This window comes from Paenibacillus polymyxa (assembly GCF_018614975.1).
In the GTDB taxonomy this organism is placed as follows: Bacteria; Bacillota; Bacilli; order Paenibacillales; family Paenibacillaceae; genus Paenibacillus; species Paenibacillus polymyxa_E.
Map to the genome: position 1 here is coordinate 1 of NZ_JAGGNR010000058.1, position 21,361 is coordinate 21,361.

At 45.5% G+C, this 21,361-nt stretch carries 16 protein-coding genes and 1 pseudogene; 15 read left to right on the forward strand and 2 right to left on the reverse strand.

The genetic code is table 11. From position 1 onward, the window contains the following. The first annotated feature begins 262 nt into the window (after positions 1-262). The 6 genes and pseudogenes from J7E78_RS28295 to J7E78_RS28320 all read left to right on the forward strand — a co-directional run bounded on the left by J7E78_RS28295 (position 263) and on the right by J7E78_RS28320 (position 11,028). On the forward strand, positions 263-4,459 hold the full coding sequence (locus tag J7E78_RS28295) for an S-layer homology domain-containing protein (protein ID WP_215080088.1): 4,197 nt from the start codon (positions 263-265) through the stop codon (positions 4,457-4,459). Positions 4,460-4,798: 339 nt separating this feature from the next. Next, entirely contained in the window at positions 4,799-6,907 is a 2,109-nt protein-coding gene (locus J7E78_RS28300) for a TerD family protein (protein WP_215080090.1), read from the forward strand. Between the two features lie 317 nt (positions 6,908-7,224). Continuing rightward, positions 7,225-7,425 (forward strand): annotated as a pseudogene (locus J7E78_RS30145) (GyrI-like domain-containing protein); the annotation flags it as partial. A 352-nt stretch (positions 7,426-7,777) separates the two neighbouring features. Beyond that, positions 7,778-9,403 (forward strand): rhamnogalacturonan lyase B N-terminal domain-containing protein, encoded by a 1,626-nt coding sequence (locus J7E78_RS28310; protein WP_215080092.1) that lies wholly within the window; start codon positions 7,778-7,780, stop codon positions 9,401-9,403. A gap of 214 nt (positions 9,404-9,617) precedes the next feature. Then, positions 9,618-10,562: an SMI1/KNR4 family protein gene (locus tag J7E78_RS28315; protein ID WP_215080094.1), complete on the forward strand. Its 945-nt coding sequence runs from the start codon at positions 9,618-9,620 to the stop codon at positions 10,560-10,562. Positions 10,563-10,653: 91 nt separating this feature from the next. Continuing rightward, the gene (locus J7E78_RS28320; protein ID WP_215080096.1) at positions 10,654-11,028 is read left to right on the forward strand and encodes a winged helix-turn-helix transcriptional regulator; all 375 of its coding nucleotides are present in this window, start codon (positions 10,654-10,656) and stop codon (positions 11,026-11,028) included. A 60-nt stretch (positions 11,029-11,088) separates the two neighbouring features. Here the strand turns inward: J7E78_RS28320 and J7E78_RS28325 are convergent, their stop codons facing one another. Further along, the gene (locus J7E78_RS28325) at positions 11,089-12,159 is read right to left on the reverse strand and encodes an SDR family oxidoreductase (protein WP_215080098.1); all 1,071 of its coding nucleotides are present in this window, start codon (positions 12,157-12,159) and stop codon (positions 11,089-11,091) included. A 254-nt stretch (positions 12,160-12,413) separates the two neighbouring features. Then, positions 12,414-12,911, reverse strand: coding sequence for a DinB family protein (locus J7E78_RS28330; protein WP_215080100.1), 498 nt, complete (start codon positions 12,909-12,911; stop codon positions 12,414-12,416). Between the two features lie 175 nt (positions 12,912-13,086). Between J7E78_RS28330 and J7E78_RS28335 the strand changes: the two genes are divergently transcribed. The 9 genes from J7E78_RS28335 to J7E78_RS28375 all read left to right on the forward strand — a co-directional run bounded on the left by J7E78_RS28335 (position 13,087) and on the right by J7E78_RS28375 (position 21,308). After that, a complete protein-coding gene (locus tag J7E78_RS28335; protein WP_215080102.1) occupies positions 13,087-14,244 on the forward strand; it encodes a response regulator in 1,158 nt (385 codons plus the stop codon). A gap of 3 nt (positions 14,245-14,247) precedes the next feature. Then, complete coding sequence (locus tag J7E78_RS29895; protein WP_311518187.1) at positions 14,248-14,706, forward strand: histidine kinase dimerization/phospho-acceptor domain-containing protein; 459 nt, start codon at positions 14,248-14,250, stop codon at positions 14,704-14,706. Between the two features lie 6 nt (positions 14,707-14,712). After that, positions 14,713-15,156: a sensor histidine kinase gene (locus J7E78_RS28345; RefSeq protein ID WP_215080104.1), complete on the forward strand. Its 444-nt coding sequence runs from the start codon at positions 14,713-14,715 to the stop codon at positions 15,154-15,156. Positions 15,157-15,245: 89 nt separating this feature from the next. After that, positions 15,246-16,565 carry an ATP-binding protein gene (locus J7E78_RS28350; protein ID WP_215080106.1) on the forward strand — a complete coding sequence of 440 codons (1,320 nt, stop codon included), beginning with the start codon at positions 15,246-15,248 and terminating at the stop codon, positions 16,563-16,565. Further along, positions 16,537-17,430, forward strand: a complete 894-nt coding sequence (locus tag J7E78_RS28355; RefSeq protein WP_215080108.1) for a response regulator — start codon at positions 16,537-16,539, stop codon at positions 17,428-17,430. Before J7E78_RS28350 ends, J7E78_RS28355 begins: the two co-directional genes overlap by 29 nt. 309 nt (positions 17,431-17,739) lie before the next feature. Next, positions 17,740-18,537, forward strand: a complete 798-nt coding sequence (locus J7E78_RS28360; RefSeq protein ID WP_215080110.1) for a transporter substrate-binding domain-containing protein — start codon at positions 17,740-17,742, stop codon at positions 18,535-18,537. 17 nt (positions 18,538-18,554) lie between these two features. After that, positions 18,555-19,211, forward strand: coding sequence for an amino acid ABC transporter permease (locus J7E78_RS28365; protein WP_074092820.1), 657 nt, complete (start codon positions 18,555-18,557; stop codon positions 19,209-19,211). After that, entirely contained in the window at positions 19,208-19,930 is a 723-nt protein-coding gene (locus J7E78_RS28370; protein WP_215080112.1) for an amino acid ABC transporter ATP-binding protein, read from the forward strand. Before J7E78_RS28365 ends, J7E78_RS28370 begins: the two co-directional genes overlap by 4 nt. A gap of 403 nt (positions 19,931-20,333) precedes the next feature. Then, on the forward strand, positions 20,334-21,308 hold the full coding sequence (locus tag J7E78_RS28375; RefSeq protein ID WP_215080114.1) for a hypothetical protein: 975 nt from the start codon (positions 20,334-20,336) through the stop codon (positions 21,306-21,308). The last annotated feature ends 53 nt before the right edge of the window (positions 21,309-21,361 follow it).

Consider the following 21,361-nt stretch of genomic DNA (forward strand, 5'->3'; position numbering starts at 1 on the left):
CTTGACAGGGAGCGGTTCACATTGGGGGTCGGCAAAGGCTTTTTACTTTTTGGACTGACGTTGGAGTTACTGAACTCTATTTGTTTCCTTCTACCGATTAGTATTCACTATCGACCTTGGTAAGAGTTTGGTAAGAGGCTCCGTGTAAAATAAGCGGTGAAGCATTTCAAAATTAACACAATCTAGTAAATCAGACATCCTGAAAGGGATTATGAGAAGAGAATTTACAAAATTAGATATAATCGAAAGGTGTGACAAGTGTTTGAAGAACAATAAGAATTTGCACAACAGCAAAATGACAAGAGTATGGTCAAGGGTTCTTTCTTTGGTGATGGTTGCGAGTATATTGCCTACACCAATTTTGTTTCCAGCCATAGAAGCTCATGCAGATACTGAAAATCCTGCATCCAACAGTACCGCGATTACCGCAGGGGGATATCCGGGTGGTGTAAGCGACGGACTCATATCTTGGATTGATGTTGAGCGAAGTATGAATCTGGCAGCTGACGGCAGTAAAATCACTTCTTTGACCGATCTGGTAGATTTGGACCCCAGTGTAGAACATGATAATGTATGGAGTATCGTAAATCCTAATACCTTAGTTACAGGTGCCATTAACTTTAACAGCGGTATATTAATTGATGGTAACAAAGGATACTATGTCAGGGAGCCTTTCCATACAACGGATGTCGCTCGTGAGGCATTTTCCATTCAAGGAGCTGCTGCGAATGGTTTCCCATGGCATTTTGGCGGCCAAGGAAGCACCGACACGTACAGTACAAGTGTAATCAGATCTTCATTTGGCAATGCAGGTAACGACGAATTGATTCGAGATAATGCAGGTAACCCGTATCAGTTAGGGCAAGCAGATATTTTCAATGTACTTCGCACTGAGAATTACTTTGGGATGTATTTAAATCATACGAAGTTAATCGATAAAACAACTGCAGGAACAGCGAACTTTAATAGTGCCTCGAGTGCTACGGGTTACTACTTCGGAGCAGGGCATAATCGAAGGTTTAATGGACTAATATCGGAAACGATATTATATAATCGCGAGTTACAGGACGTTGAAAGAGCTAAAGTGTACAGTTACTTGGGGTTAAAATACGGAATCACTCTGGCAGACAACTATGTTGCCAGTGATTGGAACGGAGAAGAAGGTACTGTTTTCTGGAATTTGTCGAACCAGGCAGATTACAAGAATCGCATTACCGGGATTGGCCGTGATGACTTAGGTGCCCAGAACCAGAAACAATCCAAGTCACAAGGAGTCGGCTCAAATGTAGCCATTGTTCTTGGAGATACGATTCATTCAGATAATGTCGACAATGAGAATACGATGGATAACAACTCCTTCTTTATGTTTGCAGACAAGAGCGCGAACGATACCGTATCTTATGTAAGTGCACCCATCGTGAAAGATGGCTTTCGTGTAAAGATCATGGATCGTTCGTATCAGGTGGACAAAACAAACTGGAATGATCAAGATATCACACTTCAAGTGGATGATGCTGAAGGCTTAAAACCAAGTTACATCATTCTTAGCCAAGATGACTCTTTTGACAACAATGATACCTTTTATCCAGTAACGGATGGAAAGGTTACATTAAACAGTTCCAACTTTGCGGACGGTTCTTACTTCACGTTTGCAGCTGCTTATCCGGAACCTAAAGATGCTCACTTGCTAACATCGCAAGTCAATGACGATGGAACTTTGAATCTAACCTTCAATCGTGACGTGAAATCGGATGATTTGAAGGGCTTCACCGTCACAATTGGAGGTACCGTGTATGATGATCTGAGTCAATTTATAGCTAATGGATCTACGATTTCCATTCCTCTGACGGAAGCTCAGCTTGAATCGGGAGAAGAAATTACAATTAACTATGACGGTAGTGGCACGTTGAGAGACGCGTTAACCGGACTCAAGGTTGATGAATTCGATCAGGCTATTCATGCAGTCAATACAATGCCATTAGCGAAAAAAGTGAAAGAAGCATTAGCTTTATCGAATGGTGATTACACGACTGATTCATGGAATGCATTGCAAACCAAAGTCCAAGAGGCACAGACACTTTTGAGCAATCCTTTGGTAACACAGACTCAGGTAAATGACCTGTTAAGTGTATTGGATAACGCAATCGATGGATTGGTCAAGAATCAACCCAAAGCGGACAGCGGCAGCTTCATCGAGGGCGAAAGCACGATATCCATTCATTTTGATAAAAGTATCGAAGTAGTTTCTGAAGTGGATCTAAGTAGTGCATTTACAGTTACGGTAGGTGGGCAAACCGTAGAAGTTGTCGGAGCTGTCATCGATGGATCTGATCCTACAAAATTGATTTTGACCTTGCCCGAATCGGTTAAATTATCAAGTGATGAGAAGGTTAACGTTGCTTACAATGGAACATCTGGCTATCTAAAAGGCGAGGGAGCAGAAGGGACATTGGTTCATGATTTCCAATTCGATTTGGAAGACCCATTCGCGAGCGCGTTGAAGATTACTGAACCAGCAGGGAGTACTTCAGATAAGAAGCCAGCGGTTTCGGGTACGGTCCATACGGATACAGATACGCTGAGTGCAGTGTTGAAAGATGCGGATGGAAATGTAGTTGATGTTGCAGGAAGTTTGATCTGGAATGCTGGGGACCCAAACTGGTCCTATCATCTGGATGAAGATCTGGCACCCGGCACTTATACCGTTGAGGTAACAGCAGTGGACGGAGGACGTTCCGTTACAAAAACGAAAACATTTACTATTGTAAAAGAAGCACTGACACAGCTCAGTCTGACCGATTCATTTGGGAAAAATATTGCGTTGAACCAAGCATTTGATCCAAACCAATTCAACTACACAGCAACGGTAACCAATGATGTGTACAATCTACGTATTTACCCGACTGCTCCTGATTCTGCAGACAAAATTGAGATTTTGCATGATGGAATCTGGAAGGAAGTGGAGAGCGGCAATAGTAGTGATGATCTTGCACTTAAGGTAGGTTCAAACACAATTGTCATTAGAGTTACAGATACGAATGGCTTGCAGACGGAGTACACTACGGTTATCACCAGAGCATCCAGTGACAATGGTAACAATGGTGGAGGCAATAACGGTGGCGGGAACAATGGCGGTGGAAATACGGGAGGTAACGGTGGAAGCACACCTGCCCCTGCGCCAGTACCAACACCAACTCCGGCACCCGTGAAGGATAATCTGGAAACAACTCGGGATGGTAGCCATCAACCATTTGCTACATCCAAACCATCTGACAACAAAGAAACGTTGGTTCAAGTTGATCCAGCCAAGCTGAATGTTGCCATGTCACAAGGCACAGGCCAGCAGTTCGCGATTCATTCACCGAATGATGGGCATATGAAGGTGGACGGTTTGACCCTCGAAACACTGAAACAATTGGTGGATCAAGGTTCCAAACTAAACATTAGCAATCCGCTGGCAATCTATCCGGTACCTGGCGGTAAAATGGACGTGAATGGTGTGTCCAAACAGCTTGGTAATGCAGCATTGAATGATATTGATGTCCATGTTAATATCGCACGTTCCTCGGATGCTTTGATTGACAGCGCCGGGACAAGAGCCGCATCCCAAGGATACGAGCTAATTGTCACACCGGTTGATCTGGATCTCACCTTTACGAAAGATGGACAGACAGTTAGATCCGGCCAGTTGAACGGCTATGCACCGAAGTATATTGCACTTCCAGAAGGTATCGATCCGAACCGGATTACTACAGGCGTAATCATTAACCCGGACGGTAGCATTTTCCATGTACCAACGGTTGTCACGAAGATCAATAGTCGTTACTACGCGCTTATTAATGACTTGCGTAGCAGCGGAAGCTATTCGGTCATCTGGAATCCGCAGGATTTTGAAGATGCCAGATCCCATTGGGGAAAAACGGATGTGAACAACATCGCTGCGAGATTAGATCTGAAAGGTAACGGAGATAACACATTCTCACCGAACCGTCAGGTTACCCGTTCTGAGTTTGCCGAGATTGTTGTGCTTGGACTGGGCTTAATGCGTCAGGATGCACCACAGAATCTATTCCCTGACGTTAACGAATCCGCATGGTTCCGCTCCGCGGTAGCCCTTGCGAGTGAATTCGGTATCGTTCGCGGTTACGATAATGGGAACTTCAACGGTAATCAGGAAATCACACGCGAGCAGGGATTTGCGATGGTTGCTCGTGCCTACCGTCTGATTGAACCGGAAGCAGTGATCAATCCAGATCAGATGAACTCTGAACTGGAACGTTACAGTGATGCAGCCGATGTATCGAATTGGGCGAAAGAAGATGTAGCCCAGTTGATTGCAGCTGGTATCATCCAAGGTAATGGGCCAGAAGTGCTGAGTCCGAAGACCACGATGACTCGTGCTGAGGTCACTGCTTTGATTGCAAGAATGTTGAAAGTAACAAACTTGATTGATCAATAAACACAATCTAAAATGAAAAGCCTTTGCTGACATTGGGGGTCGGCAAAGGCTTTTTTTTATTTTCATTAAATTCTTAAATTCATGTCGTAATACTTTCGCCCTGTTGGCAGATCGTGGAATCTGAGATGATGGGTTCACCAGAGGTTCGGGTGACAAACTTTGAACCGCTGGCCTTCAGGCTATTGCGATCCTTCCTTCTACAATCATTGGAGATCATAGGGTCGCAGCTCTCCTGAAGATTTTATTTCAGAGAGGAGGCGTCCAGGCTATCACATTCCTTCCTTCTAACCCTAACCTTTCACGTTATATAGGGATGTGGCTTTCCTGGACTCTTTTATCATGAACAATACAATCTATTTGCGCAGAGCGAACAAACTCATTATCGAATCAAACGAAGGGGAACAACAGTTGCCGAAGACACATCTGGCGACTGCCCTCAAAAATATTGAAGCACTCGGATACACCTTCTCGGATGAGCTAATGCAGGCGATGCGGCAGCTGTCCAAGGAACAATTTGAAGCAGTATATATTCAACTTGTAGCTGATCTGAGAGTTATGGTCGGCGCACATGTGAAATACAAACCGATGTATGCAGGATTCCCGATGCAGGTGATGCATGCGGATGAAGCGGAGTTATACCTTAATGCGCTTTTTCATTATCTGACCAACCTGACTGTAGTCTATCCGGATCAACAATGTGTGGAAAGAATGCCTTTGCTGGAGAAGACGGACTTGAAAGTCATTGGTTTGGGAAACCAGCAAGCATTCCAGAAACTCATCCGTCAGATCATTGAAGCAAAAGGTTCCATCTCGGAAACTGACAAGGCCGATATCGACACGGTATTGGAGCATGCAGACTCGGAAGACGTGGATGCGCTATTACCCGCTGAGATTCCGTTCAAAGAAAATGTGGGCTTTGTGATTGCCTCGCTGTTGAAGCATGAAAAAGCGAACATCGACCGAATCGGTCCGTATTTCAAAACGGCAAGTGATGTCCTACGTCTGGCTGTTGCCTGGTCCGATGGTGATGTCAGCCTCGCAATGGCTTCTCCCTTCCGAAAATTCAAACGCCGTGAAAGACGCCTGCTACTCGGATTGCTGGAGCAGTGTGGCTCCATCACGGAGGAAATGCTGCGATATAAAAATCGCTGGATTCGCCTCGGTGAAATTCTGCATCCTTCGGAATATAAGCTTCGGTATCCACGATGTGAAGAAGCCTTTGATATTTTGCGTAATAATAAACCTTATTCGACTTTCAACGGAAGTGTGGAACTTGCCTTCCAATATCGGAATGTCTGGAGTCTGATCGATCTGTTGTCACAGCGTCCAGGTGAATTCGCGAGAAGACTGGATCACTTGCTGCGGATGACCGAAGATGAAGTGTATGTGCTGCTGGCATTTGGTGAAGTGGCTGCACAGGTATCCACGCCGGTGTTATTACAGGTGAGACAGCATTTTGCCCGCCGTAATGAACCGCAGGATCTGCGTGTCTTCTTCCCGAAAGGTAATGTAGCCAGAGCTTTTGCTGTTCCGAATGAGCTGCCAGACATCGATGAGACCACATGCCAGGATGTCGTGCAATTGTGCGAGCAGGCATTGGTAGAGCGATTCGCTGCCCTTGCCCCACTGGGGAAGACCTATGTTGATCCGCAGCTCCATGATTATCTGGTGCCCTTTTCCCAGAGATCGGCGAGCAAGGCTCTGCATACCATCGTTCGTGGAAGCTGTGTACCGATGGCAGAGGGAGATACGATTCGTTTCTTCAACTGGTGGAAAGAGGGGGACGTGGATGGCAAATCCACAGGACGCGTGGACATTGACTTGTCTGCGGTGATGTACGATAAGGACTGGAACTATGTGGAGCATATTTCCTATACGAATCTGCGATCCTCGAACTATAAGGCTGTTCATAGTGGAGATATCGTGACTGCACCTCACGGAGCAAGTGAGTTCATTGATCTGCATATTCCATCCATCGTGGCCTATGGTGGACGATATGTGGTGGCAACACTGCTTTCGTTCACCAGTCATCCGTATTGTGATCTGCCGGAATGTTTTGTAGGGTGGATGATGAGGAAGAAGCCGGGGTCTGGCGAGATTTTCGAACCGTCTACGGTAGCGAACAAAATCGATATTACCGCGGATACGCAGATTGCGATCCCTGTCATTATGGACCTGGTCGATCGTACCGTCATCTGGACAGACCTGGCGCTGACAAGCCATCCGGATTACTACAATAATGTGGAGGGCAATCAAAAAGGCATGGTCTTGATGGGTAAAGCACTAACGACTTTACGCAAACCCGATCTGCATGACTTGTTCATGCTCCATGCCAAAGCTAGAGGAGAACTGGTGGATACAATAGATCAGGCGGATACAATCTATTCGGTCGATCAAGGCGTTACACCCTATGATATCGAGCAGATTATGGCGGATTATCTGGTTTGACCTGGTTTGACTTGGCTACTGGCGATATGTGAGTATCAAGGTTAGAAAAGAGTAGCTGATGCTGCTCTTTTTTCTGGTTTGGGTGCAAAGAGCCTACAGAATGGTGCAGGTAATGTCGGATGCAAATAGAATGACTTTGCTAAGCTTAAATTAACGTGGGAGGGATGATATGGATACGCTGAGGCGGTTAAATGAAGCCTTGAATCATATTGAGGAGCATCTGACAGACGTCGTGGATATGAAGGAGATTTCCCGAATTGCCTGCTGCTCGGAGTATCATTTTACACGCATGTTCTCTTTTCTTAGTGGTGTAACACTCTTCAACGTGGGTAATATTTACTGTCGTGGGTCCGTTTCCTGGTACGCTTCAGGAGGTGTGGGGCCGGATTTACGCAGAGTGGTTTCCTTCATCGGACTATGAGCTGAGTAAGGGACCGGAAATGTTATGGAATGAGCACAAGGATGTTACTGTAGAGCAATATAGAAGTGAGATATGGATATCTATTCGGAAGAGATGATACTGTCTCTAGCTTGGTATCTGCGGGCGCAGCTTTTTGAAGCTGCGTTTTTTGTTTTCAGAATTTGCTATCAGATATACGGGCCGTTTTCATTGCAAATATATGTAATATAATGGTATTATTTTATTGGAATTGTAAGAATACTTGTGTTTAGAAGAGTCATTTGAAAAGGGGGTGCCGAGATCGGGTTTACATGCAGTGATGACTCTATTCTATGCGCACGCAGACATAACACTCCATGAATTATGGACAGGCTCACATAGCAGACATATCGATATGAGACGGAAGTGTCAGTTATTATACATTATAATGTAAGCGCTTTATTAGATGAGTTCCAAGGAGGGAATTACTCATGACTAAAAGTATAGTGAGAAAGGCGCTTGGTTTGTTTTTAGTTATCGTTATGATCGCAACAGCTGCTGTGTACCCCGCATCTACCGGTCATGCGGCAACCATATATGTTACGGATAACGGCTCCAGAATTGAAGTAAATACCGGATCAGGATTAGTCTATGTGGTGAACAAAACCAATGGAGATATTATATCGGCCAAAATGAACGGTACGGAGCTGAACAGCAATAGAGGATCGCACATCGGTTCGGGTTTGGGTTCCTCCGCCAATGTGACTTGGAATACTTCTCCTTCAGGGTCAACCGTGTTAATCACGGTATCCACAAGCACACTAACTCATTATTATGCTTCGCGTGGTGGGGAGAACATCATATACATGGCGACGCATATCACCGCTCAACCTTCGATCGGAGAGTTACGGTATATATTCCGCGGTAATGGTAGTGTGTTGACAGGTGTTCCGGCGAATTCTAACAACCGGGGTAACACAGGAGCAATCGAAAGTCAGGATGTGTTCGGGTTTGCAAATGGACAGTCGGCCTCCAAATATTATGGTAATGATCAGGCCAAAGACTTATCCGTTCGTGGAGTTACAGGTAATGGCGTCGGTGTATTTATGGCCTACGGCAATCGGGAGAAAAGCTCCGGTGGTCCATTCTTCCGTGATATCCAGTTCCAAAGTGGAACAGAGACGGAAGTATATAACTATATGAACTCCGGACATGCACAGACGGAGAATTGGCGCATGGGTCTGCATGGGCCGTACGCTTTGATCTTCACCACAGGTGGTACGCCAAGTGTACCCGACTTCAGCTGGATGTCTGGTCTGAATCTGCAGGGTTGGGTATCCAGTCGAGGGAATGTGGTGCTTAATGGTCTCTCCGGGATGGATACGGGTTATGCATACACAATTGGGTTCGCCAATAACAATGCCCAGTATTGGGTGGGTACCTCTTCAAGTGGGGCAGCCGCCAAATACAGCATGATTCCTGGGACGTACACCATGACAGCTTATAAAGGAGAACTGGCCGTATATACGGAAACGGTTAATGTCACGGCAGGACAAACGACGACTCTGAATACGCGTACGATCAACAATGACCCAAGTAAAGCCTCTAACATCTGGCGAATCGGTAACTGGGATGGTACACCACGGGAGCTCCTGAATGGACAGACGATTCCGATTCGTCACCCGTCTGATAGTCGTAACCCAAGCTGGGGGCCTGTCACCTATGCTACCGGTAGCGCAACCAATCGATTCCCGGCCATCCAGTTCCGTGGTCAGAATTCACCAACCACAATAAATTTTAACTTAAACGCATCTCAATCGGCATCTGCTCATACGCTCAACATCGGGATCACCGCAGCCTACAATAATGGTAGACCGAGTGTAATGGTTAATGGACATGCATTAACTAATCCTGCCGCGTCTTCACAGCCCAAATCTCGCAGTTTCACCATTGGTACCTATCGTGGTAACAATACAACCTTTAGCTGGAATGTTCCGGCATCTTACTTCGTCAATGGTTCCAACACGATCACGATCACACCGATCAGCGGTTCCAGTGACTTGGGTAACTGGTTAAGTGCAGGATGGGTTTACGATTGTGTTGAGTTGCTGAATTGAATTAAGAATTCAATGTAGTGGAAGGAATTAAGGAGGTAGCCTGCCTGGTTTTCTTAACCGGGTTCAGGTTACCTCTTTTAACTTTGTCATCAGAAATGAATAGATATCGGTTCAAGATATCCCTAAGGATCTGGCTTTGCTGGAGATGGTGATCAGGATAGTGGTATAATTTTCAATACGTAATCATGAGTGAATGAACGGGGAGGCCAAAGGAATGAGAGACGATCTGTTGGTTCAATTGCAAGAGTGGCATGAAGAGGATGAATTTCAGGAAATTGTAGATGCAATTCAAGCGATTCCTGTGGAAGAAAGGGATTATGAGTTGGTTAACCATCTGGGTAGAGCGCTGAATAACCTGGAACGGTACGATGAAGCGGTTGAACAATTCCTGACGGTTGCTGAAGAGGGCACAGATGACCCACTCTGGTATTACCGGATTGGACTGGCTTATTACTATCTGGAACAATATGCGCATGCACAGCAAGCGTTCGAAAGAGCGGATCAATTGGAGCCTGACGATGAAGATACGCTGGAGTTTCTGGAATGGATTCGAAGCAAAATGGAGGAGCCGTCCGAATCTGAAGTTGAAACAGATCCAGAGGCTGTTGAAGAATTCCGTGTACCCGTTGACGTTGTAGCGACCTTTGAAGCGGTTCCCAGACCGGAATCCGGCGAATTTTGGAATGATAGTGAGCAGGCACTGGAACACTATGTGTCCAATCCTCCAAGTGATGGTCTCATTGACTCTGTGGAGGAGCAATTGGTGTTCCGACTCCCTGCCTCCTACATTGAGATGATGAAGCTACATAACGGTGGCATTCCATACAATCGTTATTTCCCTGTAGCGAACACAGATACGGGAGCTACGGATTATGTTGAAATTGAAGGTATACTGGGCATTGGTCGTGAGAAGCCTCGCTCGTTAGCTGGTGTACAAGGTAGCTGGGCTTTGATTGAACGTGAAGGTTATCCGGAGATTGGCGTGGTCATCGCGGTATCTCCGTCGGAGTCGGGGGTTGTCATGCTCGATTATCGTTCATTCGGTAATGATGGAGAACCTGAGGTCGTTTATGTGAAGAGGGAGAATCCCAAAGAGATCATTCCGCTGGCACCGAACTTTGAGACGTTTATCCAAAGTTTGATGACTCCGGAAGTCTAAAACCTCAATACAGATTCCTGAAACTATTCTGTGGAAAAAACACATTATTCGTGCAGGATGCACTATTGCTGGAAGGGAGACAGAAGGTGATATGGAGGAACCTCTCAAAGTATATAACACCGCAGTTGAAGCTTTTCTTGAAGTGATCGGGGGAAAGTGGAAGCCCGTTATTCTGTTCCATCTTACCTTTGGCAAGAAACGTAATGGTGAACTGATGAAACTCATCCCTGCGATCACCCAGAAAGTGTTGACTCAGCAACTTGGCGAACTAACGGAGGCGGGGGTCATTGTCCGAATTTCCCATCACCAGGTCCCGCCTAAAGTGGAGTATGAGTTAACAGCGTATGGGTGGAGTCTTAAAGAGATTCTTCATCTGATGTGTAGGTGGGGCGATATCCACGTGGAGAAGGCTTATGGTGATCGAGGGAAAATTCTGTTTAAGCCGCCAACGACTACGGACCGTTGAGTGACTGCGATAAGCCGATTCTGGAATTCAGGAATCGGCTTATTCTGCATTTTATTTACGTTACGGAAGGATCTTGCGATCACGTAGATTTCGGAAAATATCCATAAACATAGTCTCCGTGTCAATGAATTCATGAAACCCGAAACGGCGAGCTTTAGAACCATCTGCGAAGAAATCATAATCCCACGAGAAGACAAAGTCACCAAATGCCCAGGAAGAGACATCATCATAAGCAGTGTTTACCAAACCATACTTTTCAATCATGGAATTCCAAAGATTTTCTTTATCCGCCATCACTGTTGCAAGTGAAAGGGGTAGTGGAGGTGCTGTTTCCAATTCGAAAAACGCAGCGATTTTGGGCCATAGTTCATTCCAGCGAAACAGATCACCATTGGTGATATTAAATGCCTGATTGGCACATCGCGGAGCGGTTGCCGCCCATACGGTTGCATGAGCGAGCAATGTCGCATCAGTCATTTCAAGAAGTGAATGATACGCTCCTGCTTTCCCGGGGAATCGTAATGGCAAGTTAAGCTCCTTGGAGATAGACGCATACACGCCAATAACCATGGCAAGGTTCATTGGATTACCCAGAGCGAATCCACATACCACGGAAGGGCGCAGGGCTGACCAGGTCCAGCTACTTCCGGGTTGCCGCTCCTCGAGAAACTGTTGCTGATCGACATTGAATTCAGGGGGCATATGATATGCATCCGTTTCTTTGGCAGGTGTTTTGAATGGCCCCAGATGTGCACCGTACACTTTATATCCTTGCATTAGGCTTATATGTTGGAGATTTGGAGCGATCGGTTCGATCGTATTCACCACATTGACGAGCATGGCCAGGTTGGGCTGTACCAATTCGGCCCAGGTTGGGCGATTCTGATACGCGGCGTAGAAAATATGCGTAACGGTCGTTAAATGACTCAGTTTGTCTTGTGTGTCTGCTTCGTTCAGTAAATCAGCTGATATATAACGTAACCCAGGGGCATCTTCCCCTCCGCGGCGAGATACACCAATGACATTCCATTGCGGAAGTGTCATCAGATAATCGATAAGGTTTCTTCCAATGACGCCTCCAGCACCAATGACAAGTGCAGTGTGACGGGTAACGGATTGTTCGGGTTTCAATGGACATGCTCCTCTCTTCTTCTGTTCATATTGTGGGTCAGAAAAAGAAGGATGAAAAGTACGCACCTTAAAGTCATATACGTACTTTGAAGTAATATATGAGCCTGGAGCAGGATATGAGCGTTATATCTGTACTTTCACGGATGTTACTTGTTACTTGCCTATAACCACAAGAAGCTGTAAAAGGAACAATTGTCCTTTCACAGCTTAGATGTGTCTGTATATTCGTCCAATAGATCTGTCGTAAATATGGTTTAGGCCGGGAACCCTCCACCTGGAGGTGGCCATGCGCCGTAGAAGCGACGTAGCAGAACAATCTCACCCAGATGGTACGAGTTATGGGATGCGATATTGCGTAGAAGTCCTGCCTTGGTTTCACCCGGGAAATAGAGCAGTGGATCATCTAATTGTGCAGTTTCTGCAATGGCTATAGCTTGATCAATCCCATCCAAGAATGCTTGAATATCTGCCTTCCACGTGGCTTCGTCCTGTGGACCCTTCTCCTCAGGCCAGCTCTCACTCACGTTAGCAGGGAGCTGTGGTTTGTGTCCTTCCAAGTGATCGAGCATGAATTGCTGCCAATAATGCATGTGCTTCACCAACTGATAGATCGTATATGGCATGGCATCGTGCGTACGAGCAGCAAGTGTGACATCGATATCGGGCAGAGCACGGGCGATGGGGATATGACCGCGTTCCCCCACTAATGATTTGACAAGGGCTTGCCCAAAGCTATGATTAGCATCTGACATATGGAACCTTCCTCTCTTCCAAGACCGGATCTGATAACCTGTCTTCTATTAAGTATTATACAATTAAATTGCTAAAAATTAAAAATGGACAACCAAGAACCCCAAATACTTAAAATGCCTATGATATAATAGTGAAAATAAATCTCAAGACCTCAGGGTCGAGGAGGAAGCTCCTGTGAAAGTGATATTGGTTGACGACGAACGTCTAGCGTTGATAGGCCTTCAAAAATCACTAGAAAAAGAAGTAAGCGGCATTGAAATTATCGCTACATATATGAATCCAACAGAGGCTGTGGCGGGTATTGTGGAGCACCGTCCTGATGTTGTATTTCTGGATATTCATATGCCGGAGATGGATGGTATGGATCTGGGAAGACAGATTCAGGCGGCAACACCGGGCACCGAAATTATATTTGTGACCAGTTACGATGAATATGCGGTGCATGCTTTCGAATTACAGGCTTTGGACTATGTGATGAAGCCCATCCAAAAGGATCGATTGAAGCAGACGGTAAGCCGCGTAAGAGAGAATTTAAGCGTAAAACGCGAGCAGCGGTCAAGGGATACAAACGTACCTTTCATTTGCTGTTTTAATCAGATTCAGTTTAAGCTTCCGGGCAAGGATATCCAGGTTCCCAAATGGCGCACAAGCAAGGCGCAGGAGCTGTTTGCATACTTGCTTCACCACCGGAACCAGGTCATCCATCGCAGTGTTCTGCTGGAGCTTCTGTGGCCGGGAATGGAAGAGGAGAAGACGGCACACCAACTCTACACTGCGATTTATCATGTCCGCCAAACCCTGAAAACTTGCAATATGGATATGATTACGATTCAGAGTGGACATCTGGAGGCAGGTTATCGACTCGAATTGGGTGAAGCTCAGTTGGATAGTGAGCAGTGGGAACGGGAAATCAGGCAATGGAAAGTCGTAGACGCAAGTACCGTTCATGCCTATGAGCAAGCGCTTCATCTATATAAGGGTACCTATCTTGGCAATTATGAATACATGTGGGCTGAACCTGAGCGGGAAAGATTACGTTATCTGTGGCTGTATCATATGAGACAACTAAGTCTGTATTATCAGCAGCATGGGCTGGCGGAGAAAGTGGTCGAGAGTACACAACGTATCCAGCATATGCTTCCGGATGAAGAAGATAGTTATTTTATGCTAATGAAGTTATATGATGATATGCACAACGTTCTCGGTGTGGAGGAGCAGTATCGTCTCTTAACCACCAGAATGGAGCAAGATTTGGAGATACCGATCAGTGAGGACATTACCGAATGTTATCAGGACTGGAAGCTCGGTTTAACCAAAGTCATGAAAAAATAATTAATGAAATTACTTCAAACAAAACGTATGGACCGTTACAAATATTTGATCATCATGCTAATCATTTTTGGAGTGTTAATTGGCATGCGCTCGGTATGGTCTGAGCTATTCCACACAGTAGATGAGCATCGCGCCGTTAACGGGGTGCTTGATTTGAGAGATGTGGATCTGGATCAGTCCCCTACAGAACTGCATAAGGGTGACAAAATTAACGATCAATTCTTGGCGAATACATCACATGAACTGCGGACCCCGCTGCACGGGATCATTAACATCGCTCACAACGTGATCACCCGAGATGAAAATAGGTTTGAAGGAGCACCGCATTGTGTTATGCCAGGGGCCTCTTTCCATACAGTCGGTTGTGCCCGGTGTTCAGCTTCGATCTGCCACTCGCAGATGAAGCCGCCGATCAGGCTCAGTCGCAGCTACCTCTCATCTGGGGACAGGCCGCGGAGATGATGGAAGATGCACCTAGCGGATTCCTGTTACCCCGCTCAGGTGTGGAGGGCGCGGAAGTCTTGGCGACTATCACACGAGCTGGAACTCGTAGAAGCCTACCTTTTTATTGAGAAAACACGATTTGAAGACCGGTTGTCGGTTGTATTACACGTGGAGCCGGATCTTCCATTGCTTCTCCCGCCGCTATCGATTCAGCCCTTAATCGAAAATGCTGTAAGACACGGACTATTAAGCCGCAATGTAGGCGGTACGTTATGCCTGTCCATCACTCGTCATGAGGGTTATACCCGTATTGAGGTGAAGGATAATAGCAAAGGCATCGAACCGGAGATGGTTGCAGAGCTGTTACATGCTACGCCAGGTGGAAAAGGCGGAAAAGGCCGCAGAAGTGAAGACTTCCGGCCTTTTTATTTTGCTTCGCGCCCATTCCCTAATTTTAATTATTTCTAATGCTTCTTTCATATGTTAGTATATTTAACATTAGAAGCGCGGATTCCGGCATTGGGCGCTAAACGTTGTTATAGTGGGTGAGGAGATCGATGCGCAATTGGGTCAAAAATGAAAATGTGCAGATGACGGCCATTGCCTTTGCCACAGCGGTAGGGGCGCAATTCAAGATTAATCCGTTCCGGGAAGATTACTTCCGAATCGGGCTGGGGGTCAGCATTCTTTTATTCCTGCTGATGATCATGCCACACTTGTCTTATGTGAAGACAGGAATCCTGACAGGAATCGCAAGTTTCCTATTTCAGTCGGCAGATCTTATTAATCATGTACAGACCGTGTCCATTCTGGAAAGCATGCGGGACAACCTGGGGGCAGGTGTGTATTATGTGGTCTTTGCCTATGGGCTTAGCAAATTCAAGCATCGATTCCATGAAATGCAGCCTCTTCTGCTCGGCGGGCTGATTACCTGTATTGATTTCTCCTCTAATCTTGTTGAGCTGCTTCTTCGCGGAATGTTAAGCGGGACCAATATCTTTTATATGAAGGAATGGTTGTATCTGCTTGTGGTAGGTGGTCTGCGAAGTTACTTTGTAATTGGGCTCTATAACAGCTTTGCAGTGAGGCAGATGCGGCTTTTGCATGCTGAGCAGGAGAAGCGGATGGAGCAGATGCTGAGTGTGAACTCGGGTCTGTATGGCGAGGTTTTTTACCTGAAGAAAGCGATGAATACGATCGAAGGCATTACGGCAGACAGCTATGATCTATATCGCGATCTCCGGGAGCAGGACATGAACCAATACAGTCAACGCACGCTGGGCATCGCTCAGCAGATTCATGAAGTGAAGAAGGATTCACAACGCATTCTCGCGGGTCTGCTGAAGTTGTATGATAACGAAAAAGCGGTCAACATGAGCTTATCCGAAGTGCTGAACTTTGCCAGCAAAGCAAACCGAAAATATAGTGAAATGCTGCAGAAACAGGTCGAGATTGACATCGAGCAACAGTATGATTGTCAGTCTCCGTATTACATCCCTCTTCTAACGGTATTGAATAACCTGGTTGCCAATGCGGTAGAGGCGATTGAGCATGACGGGACGATCCGAATTCGTGTGTATGAGCAGGAAGATGACGTGTATTTCGTCGTTAAGGATTCTGGAAAAGGCGTGCCTGAAGCCAAGCGAGATGTCATTTTTGAACCGGGCTATACAACGAAGTTCAATGAAGTCGGCATTGCCGCAACGGGTATTGGCCTTTCCCATGTACGTGATATCGTACAGTCGTTGGAGGGACGGATTAAGGTGGAGTCGGCGCCTCCAGGAGAGACAGGGACAACATTTGTTATAACTATTCCCAAAATGAATCTAATCAAGGGGGCCGATGTCGATGACACTTTCTATCATGATCGTGGATGATGATGTGGTGAGCCGGAGCATGCTGCATGATATCATCGAATCCTGTGGTATCGGCGAGCTTGCGGGCATGGCAGAGGGCGGCATAGAAGGAGCACGGATGATCATGGATCTGCGTCCTGATGTGGTGCTGATTGATCTGCTGATGCCAGATCAGGACGGAATTGAGACGGTAGCGAAGCTGAAGCACGGCGGTTATACCGGGAAATTCATTATGATCTCTCAGGTGGAGAACAAGGAGATGGTAGGAGCGGCCTACCAGAACGGAATCGAATTTTTCATTCATAAACCGATTAACCGGGTAGAAGTGGAGCATGTGCTCAGCAAAGTGAATGAACAGTGGAAGTACGAACGTTACGTACTGGAGATCAAGCAGTCGATGGCTCGATTGAATCTGGTGGAAGCGCAGACTAAAGCCCAAGGTCGTACGGTGCGAGATGCGGCAAGAAGCATTCTGATGGATCTGGGGATCATCGGGGAAAGTGGTAGCAAGGATATTGTGGCCCTCATGGAGTATGCGATTGATCAGAAGCGTGCCGGGGAGTGGCCGCCGCTGAAGGAGTCCTATGAAGCGGTGGCCAAGATGTACAAGTCTACGCCCAAAGACGTGGAGAAAGAGAGCAAGGCGATGGAACAACGTATTCGCAGAACGGTAATTGCTGCACTGACGAACATGGCCTCGATTGGACTCACCGATTATAGCAACCACAAGTTTGAGCACTATGCTCCCCTCTACTTTGACTTCCAGGATGTTAGAATGAAGATGAGAGCGATGGAAGAAGATCAGGCAGGCGACAAAGGCAAGGTGAATATCAAAAAGTTCCTGCATGTGTTCTATATGGAGACGATTGAAAAAATGAATAATTGAGATATCATATTTTTTATCTAAGAGCTGGATTCCCGAAGGTGACACCTTCATGGATTCTCGGCTTTTTTTGTTTTTATATTTACTTATTTGTCATATAACCTAACATTGTTTTTTGGTAACTGATCTTTTATTAGCGTTTTTTACGCGTTTATCTATTTAAAAACATTACATGTTAATTTAATTTTCATGAGTTGTAATTAATTTTTGTAGGATCATGTAGGTTGGTGTAGGGCGCGAACTACAATACGTACATAAATACAAATGATCGATTCGGTCGATCCCAATCTAATTCGGAAAAGGGGTTTTTCTATGAAAAAGGTAGCATCCATTGTAATGGCGTCCGTTCTTGCTCTAACACTTAGTGCCTGCGGTGCAGCAAAATCGGGTGAAGAGAATAGTGCCCAGTCGGCAAGTGGTTCAGCTGTTGAGAAGTATACATTTGGTACCGATGCAACGTATCCCCCTTTTGAGTTCCAGAAGGACGGCAAATATGTAGGGATCGATATTGACCTCATGAACGCGATTGCGGAAGAAGAGGGCTTTGAGGTAGAGATCAAACCGATGGACTTCAAAGGCATCATTCCGGCTATTACGGCCAATCAGTTGGACGGAGCCATTGCAGGCATTAGCATCACCGATGAACGCAAAAAAGTAGTGGACTTCTCGGAACCGTATTATCAGGCCGGTCTGTCCTTAATCGTACATGAAGATAACGCGGACATCCAAAGTCCTGAAGATTTAAAAGGAAAAATTATTGCGATCAAAAAAGGAACCTCAGGAGCCAATCTTGCAGATGAATATGCAAAAACCTACGGGGCAACCGTGAAATATTTTGATGATAGCCCATCAATGTATCAGGAAGTTGCGAACAAAAACGCAGATGCTACACTGGAGGATTTTCCGGTCATCTCCTATAAGATTGCCATTGATCCAAACGCCAAGCTCAAAATTGTTGGAGACCGATTGAACGGTGACTTCTACGGCATTGCTGTTGCCAAAGGTGATGCGGAGTTGCAGAAGAAGATTAATGATGGATTGAAGAAATTGCAGGAAAACGGAAAGTACGACGAGATTGTTGGCAACTATCTGGGAGCAGCGGCTAAATAGAAGGGAATGTGGTACGGATGGACTCCTCCTTGCAAGTCATAATAGACGCACTGCCTCTTCTGTTAGAGGGTACGGTGGTTACATTGAAACTAGTCGTGATCTCACTCATCATTGCGATGGTGATCGGATTGATCTCAGGATTAATGAGCACTTCTTTGAATCGATTGTTGCGGCTGGTAGCCACACTTTACGTGGATATCATCCGTGGCACACCCCTTCTGGTGCAGGTATATTTCATCTACTTCGGACTGCCTGTGTTCCTGGATATGCGGATTCCGGCGATGACCGCAGGGATTATTGCAATTAGTCTGAATGCGGGGGCTTACATCTCGGAGATCTTCCGAGCGGGGATTAATTCCATTAGCAACGGGCAACACGAGGCAGCGCGATCTTTGGGCTTAACTCGTTTCCAGACCATGAGGCTGGTCGTGTTGCCCCAAGCAACCCGGCGTATGATCCCTACCTTTGTGAACCAGTTCATTATTACGATTAAGGATACATCGCTGCTGTCGGCAATTGGTATCGCAGAATTAACGCAGAGCGGGGAGATTATTATTTCATCCAACTTCCGGGCATTCGAAATCTGGGGTGTGGTGGGTATATTCTACCTGATCATCATTGTTCTGTTGTCCCGGGCTTCCCGTTTCATAGAGAGGAGGTATGCGATCCGATGATCATCGTACAGAACCTGAAAAAGCAGTTTGGTGCCAATGAGGTATTAAAGGACATTTCCACAACGATTCAGGAGAAAGAAGTCGTATGCGTGATTGGACCTTCCGGGTCTGGTAAAAGTACGTTCTTGCGCTGCCTCAATCTGCTGGAGGATGTGACGTCTGGAAAGGTAACGATCGGTGGTGTGGAGGTCACTTCACCCAAGACGGATATCGATCAGCTGCGAACCAATGTAGGCATGGTATTCCAGCAATTTAACCTCTTCCCGCATCTAACCGTGCTGGAGAATATCATGCTCGCGCCGAAGCATATCAAGAAGCTCAGTAAGGCCGAGAATGAGAAAAAATCAATGGAGTTGCTCGGCAAGGTTGGGCTGTCCGAGAAGAGGGATGCTTATCCCGAGCGGTTGTCAGGTGGACAACAACAGCGTGTGGCCATCGCGCGTGCACTTGCCATGAACCCAAGTGTGATGTTGTTCGACGAACCTACGTCTGCACTTGACCCGGAGATGGTTGGAGAAGTGCTGCAAGTTATGAAAGACCTCGCTCACGAGGGGATTACCATGATAGTCGTTACGCATGAGATGGGCTTCGCCCGTGAGGTGGCAGATCGGGTGATCTTTATGGACGGTGGATATATTGTGGAGGAAGGCACACCTGAAGAGCTCTTTCAGAATACCCGGCATGAGCGGACCAAGGCGTTTTTGGGTAAGGTTTTATAACGTTGCAAAGGCGAAATCTCTTACGGCAACCATACATATAGGACATCGGTTATGATGGACTTATGTGTGGCTAGCCGTGGGGGATTTTTTTAATTCTCAATTATTTTGCGGAAGGTCCAACCTTCGATGATGTGGAGGCGTACCGCCTCAAAATACACCCCTAGAATTTCATCGGATAAACTAGGAGGCTATTCCGACTTATATTCCGAAATTTATATAAAAACACCGCGAAAAAGATTAACAAAAAATACTATTTAATGATTATATTTGGGCGTATAATGTTTTTTATGGAAAAAACTTTTATTTCATTTTCTTATTGGAGGTGAAATGTCCATTTAATCACTTAGTGTGATGGTACACGAATGAGTATACAAAAATAAATAAGAAGGAGTAGCGGAATAAGATGAAAAAAATAGTTAGTTTATTATTGGTAACTTTAATGCTATGTTCGTTTGGTTCAAGTGTTTTTGCAAATGAGACGGTGAATGATAGCCCAGCTCAAAAAAAGTCCAGTGAAATTTTTGAATACAAAATTACGCCTAGTGATCAAGAATGGGCTAAGTTATCAAATAAGCAGGAAATGTTAGATGCAACTCGAATCCCAATTGATGTACTAAAGAAGATGACAACTGAGGAGGTTGTTAATGCAGTAATAAATTATCCTTTAGTAATCAATATATATGCATACGATTCTTATGAGGCTGGACTCAAGGCATTGGCTGAAGACTCAGATGCATTTAGAGAATTATTAACTCGGCCTGATGCTGGTAATGAACTACTAGATGAATTACAGTTCCAAAAAACGTTTAGTAGTGACTCATCATTAGAAGAACTTACATTAAGCGTTCTGTTAACAGATACAGCGATCTGGAAATCTGTATCAGATAAACAATTAGCGAAAGATCTGGTTCTTAGTGCAACCAATAGCACCGTAAGAACACCAAAAGGTACCAGCGTACCTGTGATAATTCGTGGTGAAGAACTAACTGCTACTCAAAGAACGCAACTAAATAATTCCTACATTAATTCTTACCCAAGTGCTACATTCGTTTCTACTTCAACAAGTAAATACAACTGCCACTCATATGCTTGGTATTCTGATTCTACAAGTAATACTTACTGGATGAACGATCCAAGTTCATATATGACAGATGGAAGTTATTCAAGTTTTACCAACCTTATTAATGCTGTAATTGGCACGCGTGTATACTATGATTACGGTGAACATTCGGGAATTGTATACCAAGCGGGCGGACCATTAGCGAGTCCAAAGTACTTAAAAGTAATTTCAAAATGGGGGATGGCGCCTCTTATGAAACATCAAGCTGATTACTCACCTTATGCTTCAAACAATTTAACATTATGGAAGAAAAATTAGACTGAAATGATAATTTGATACAAATTATTTGATATCACGCGTGTTGAATAACC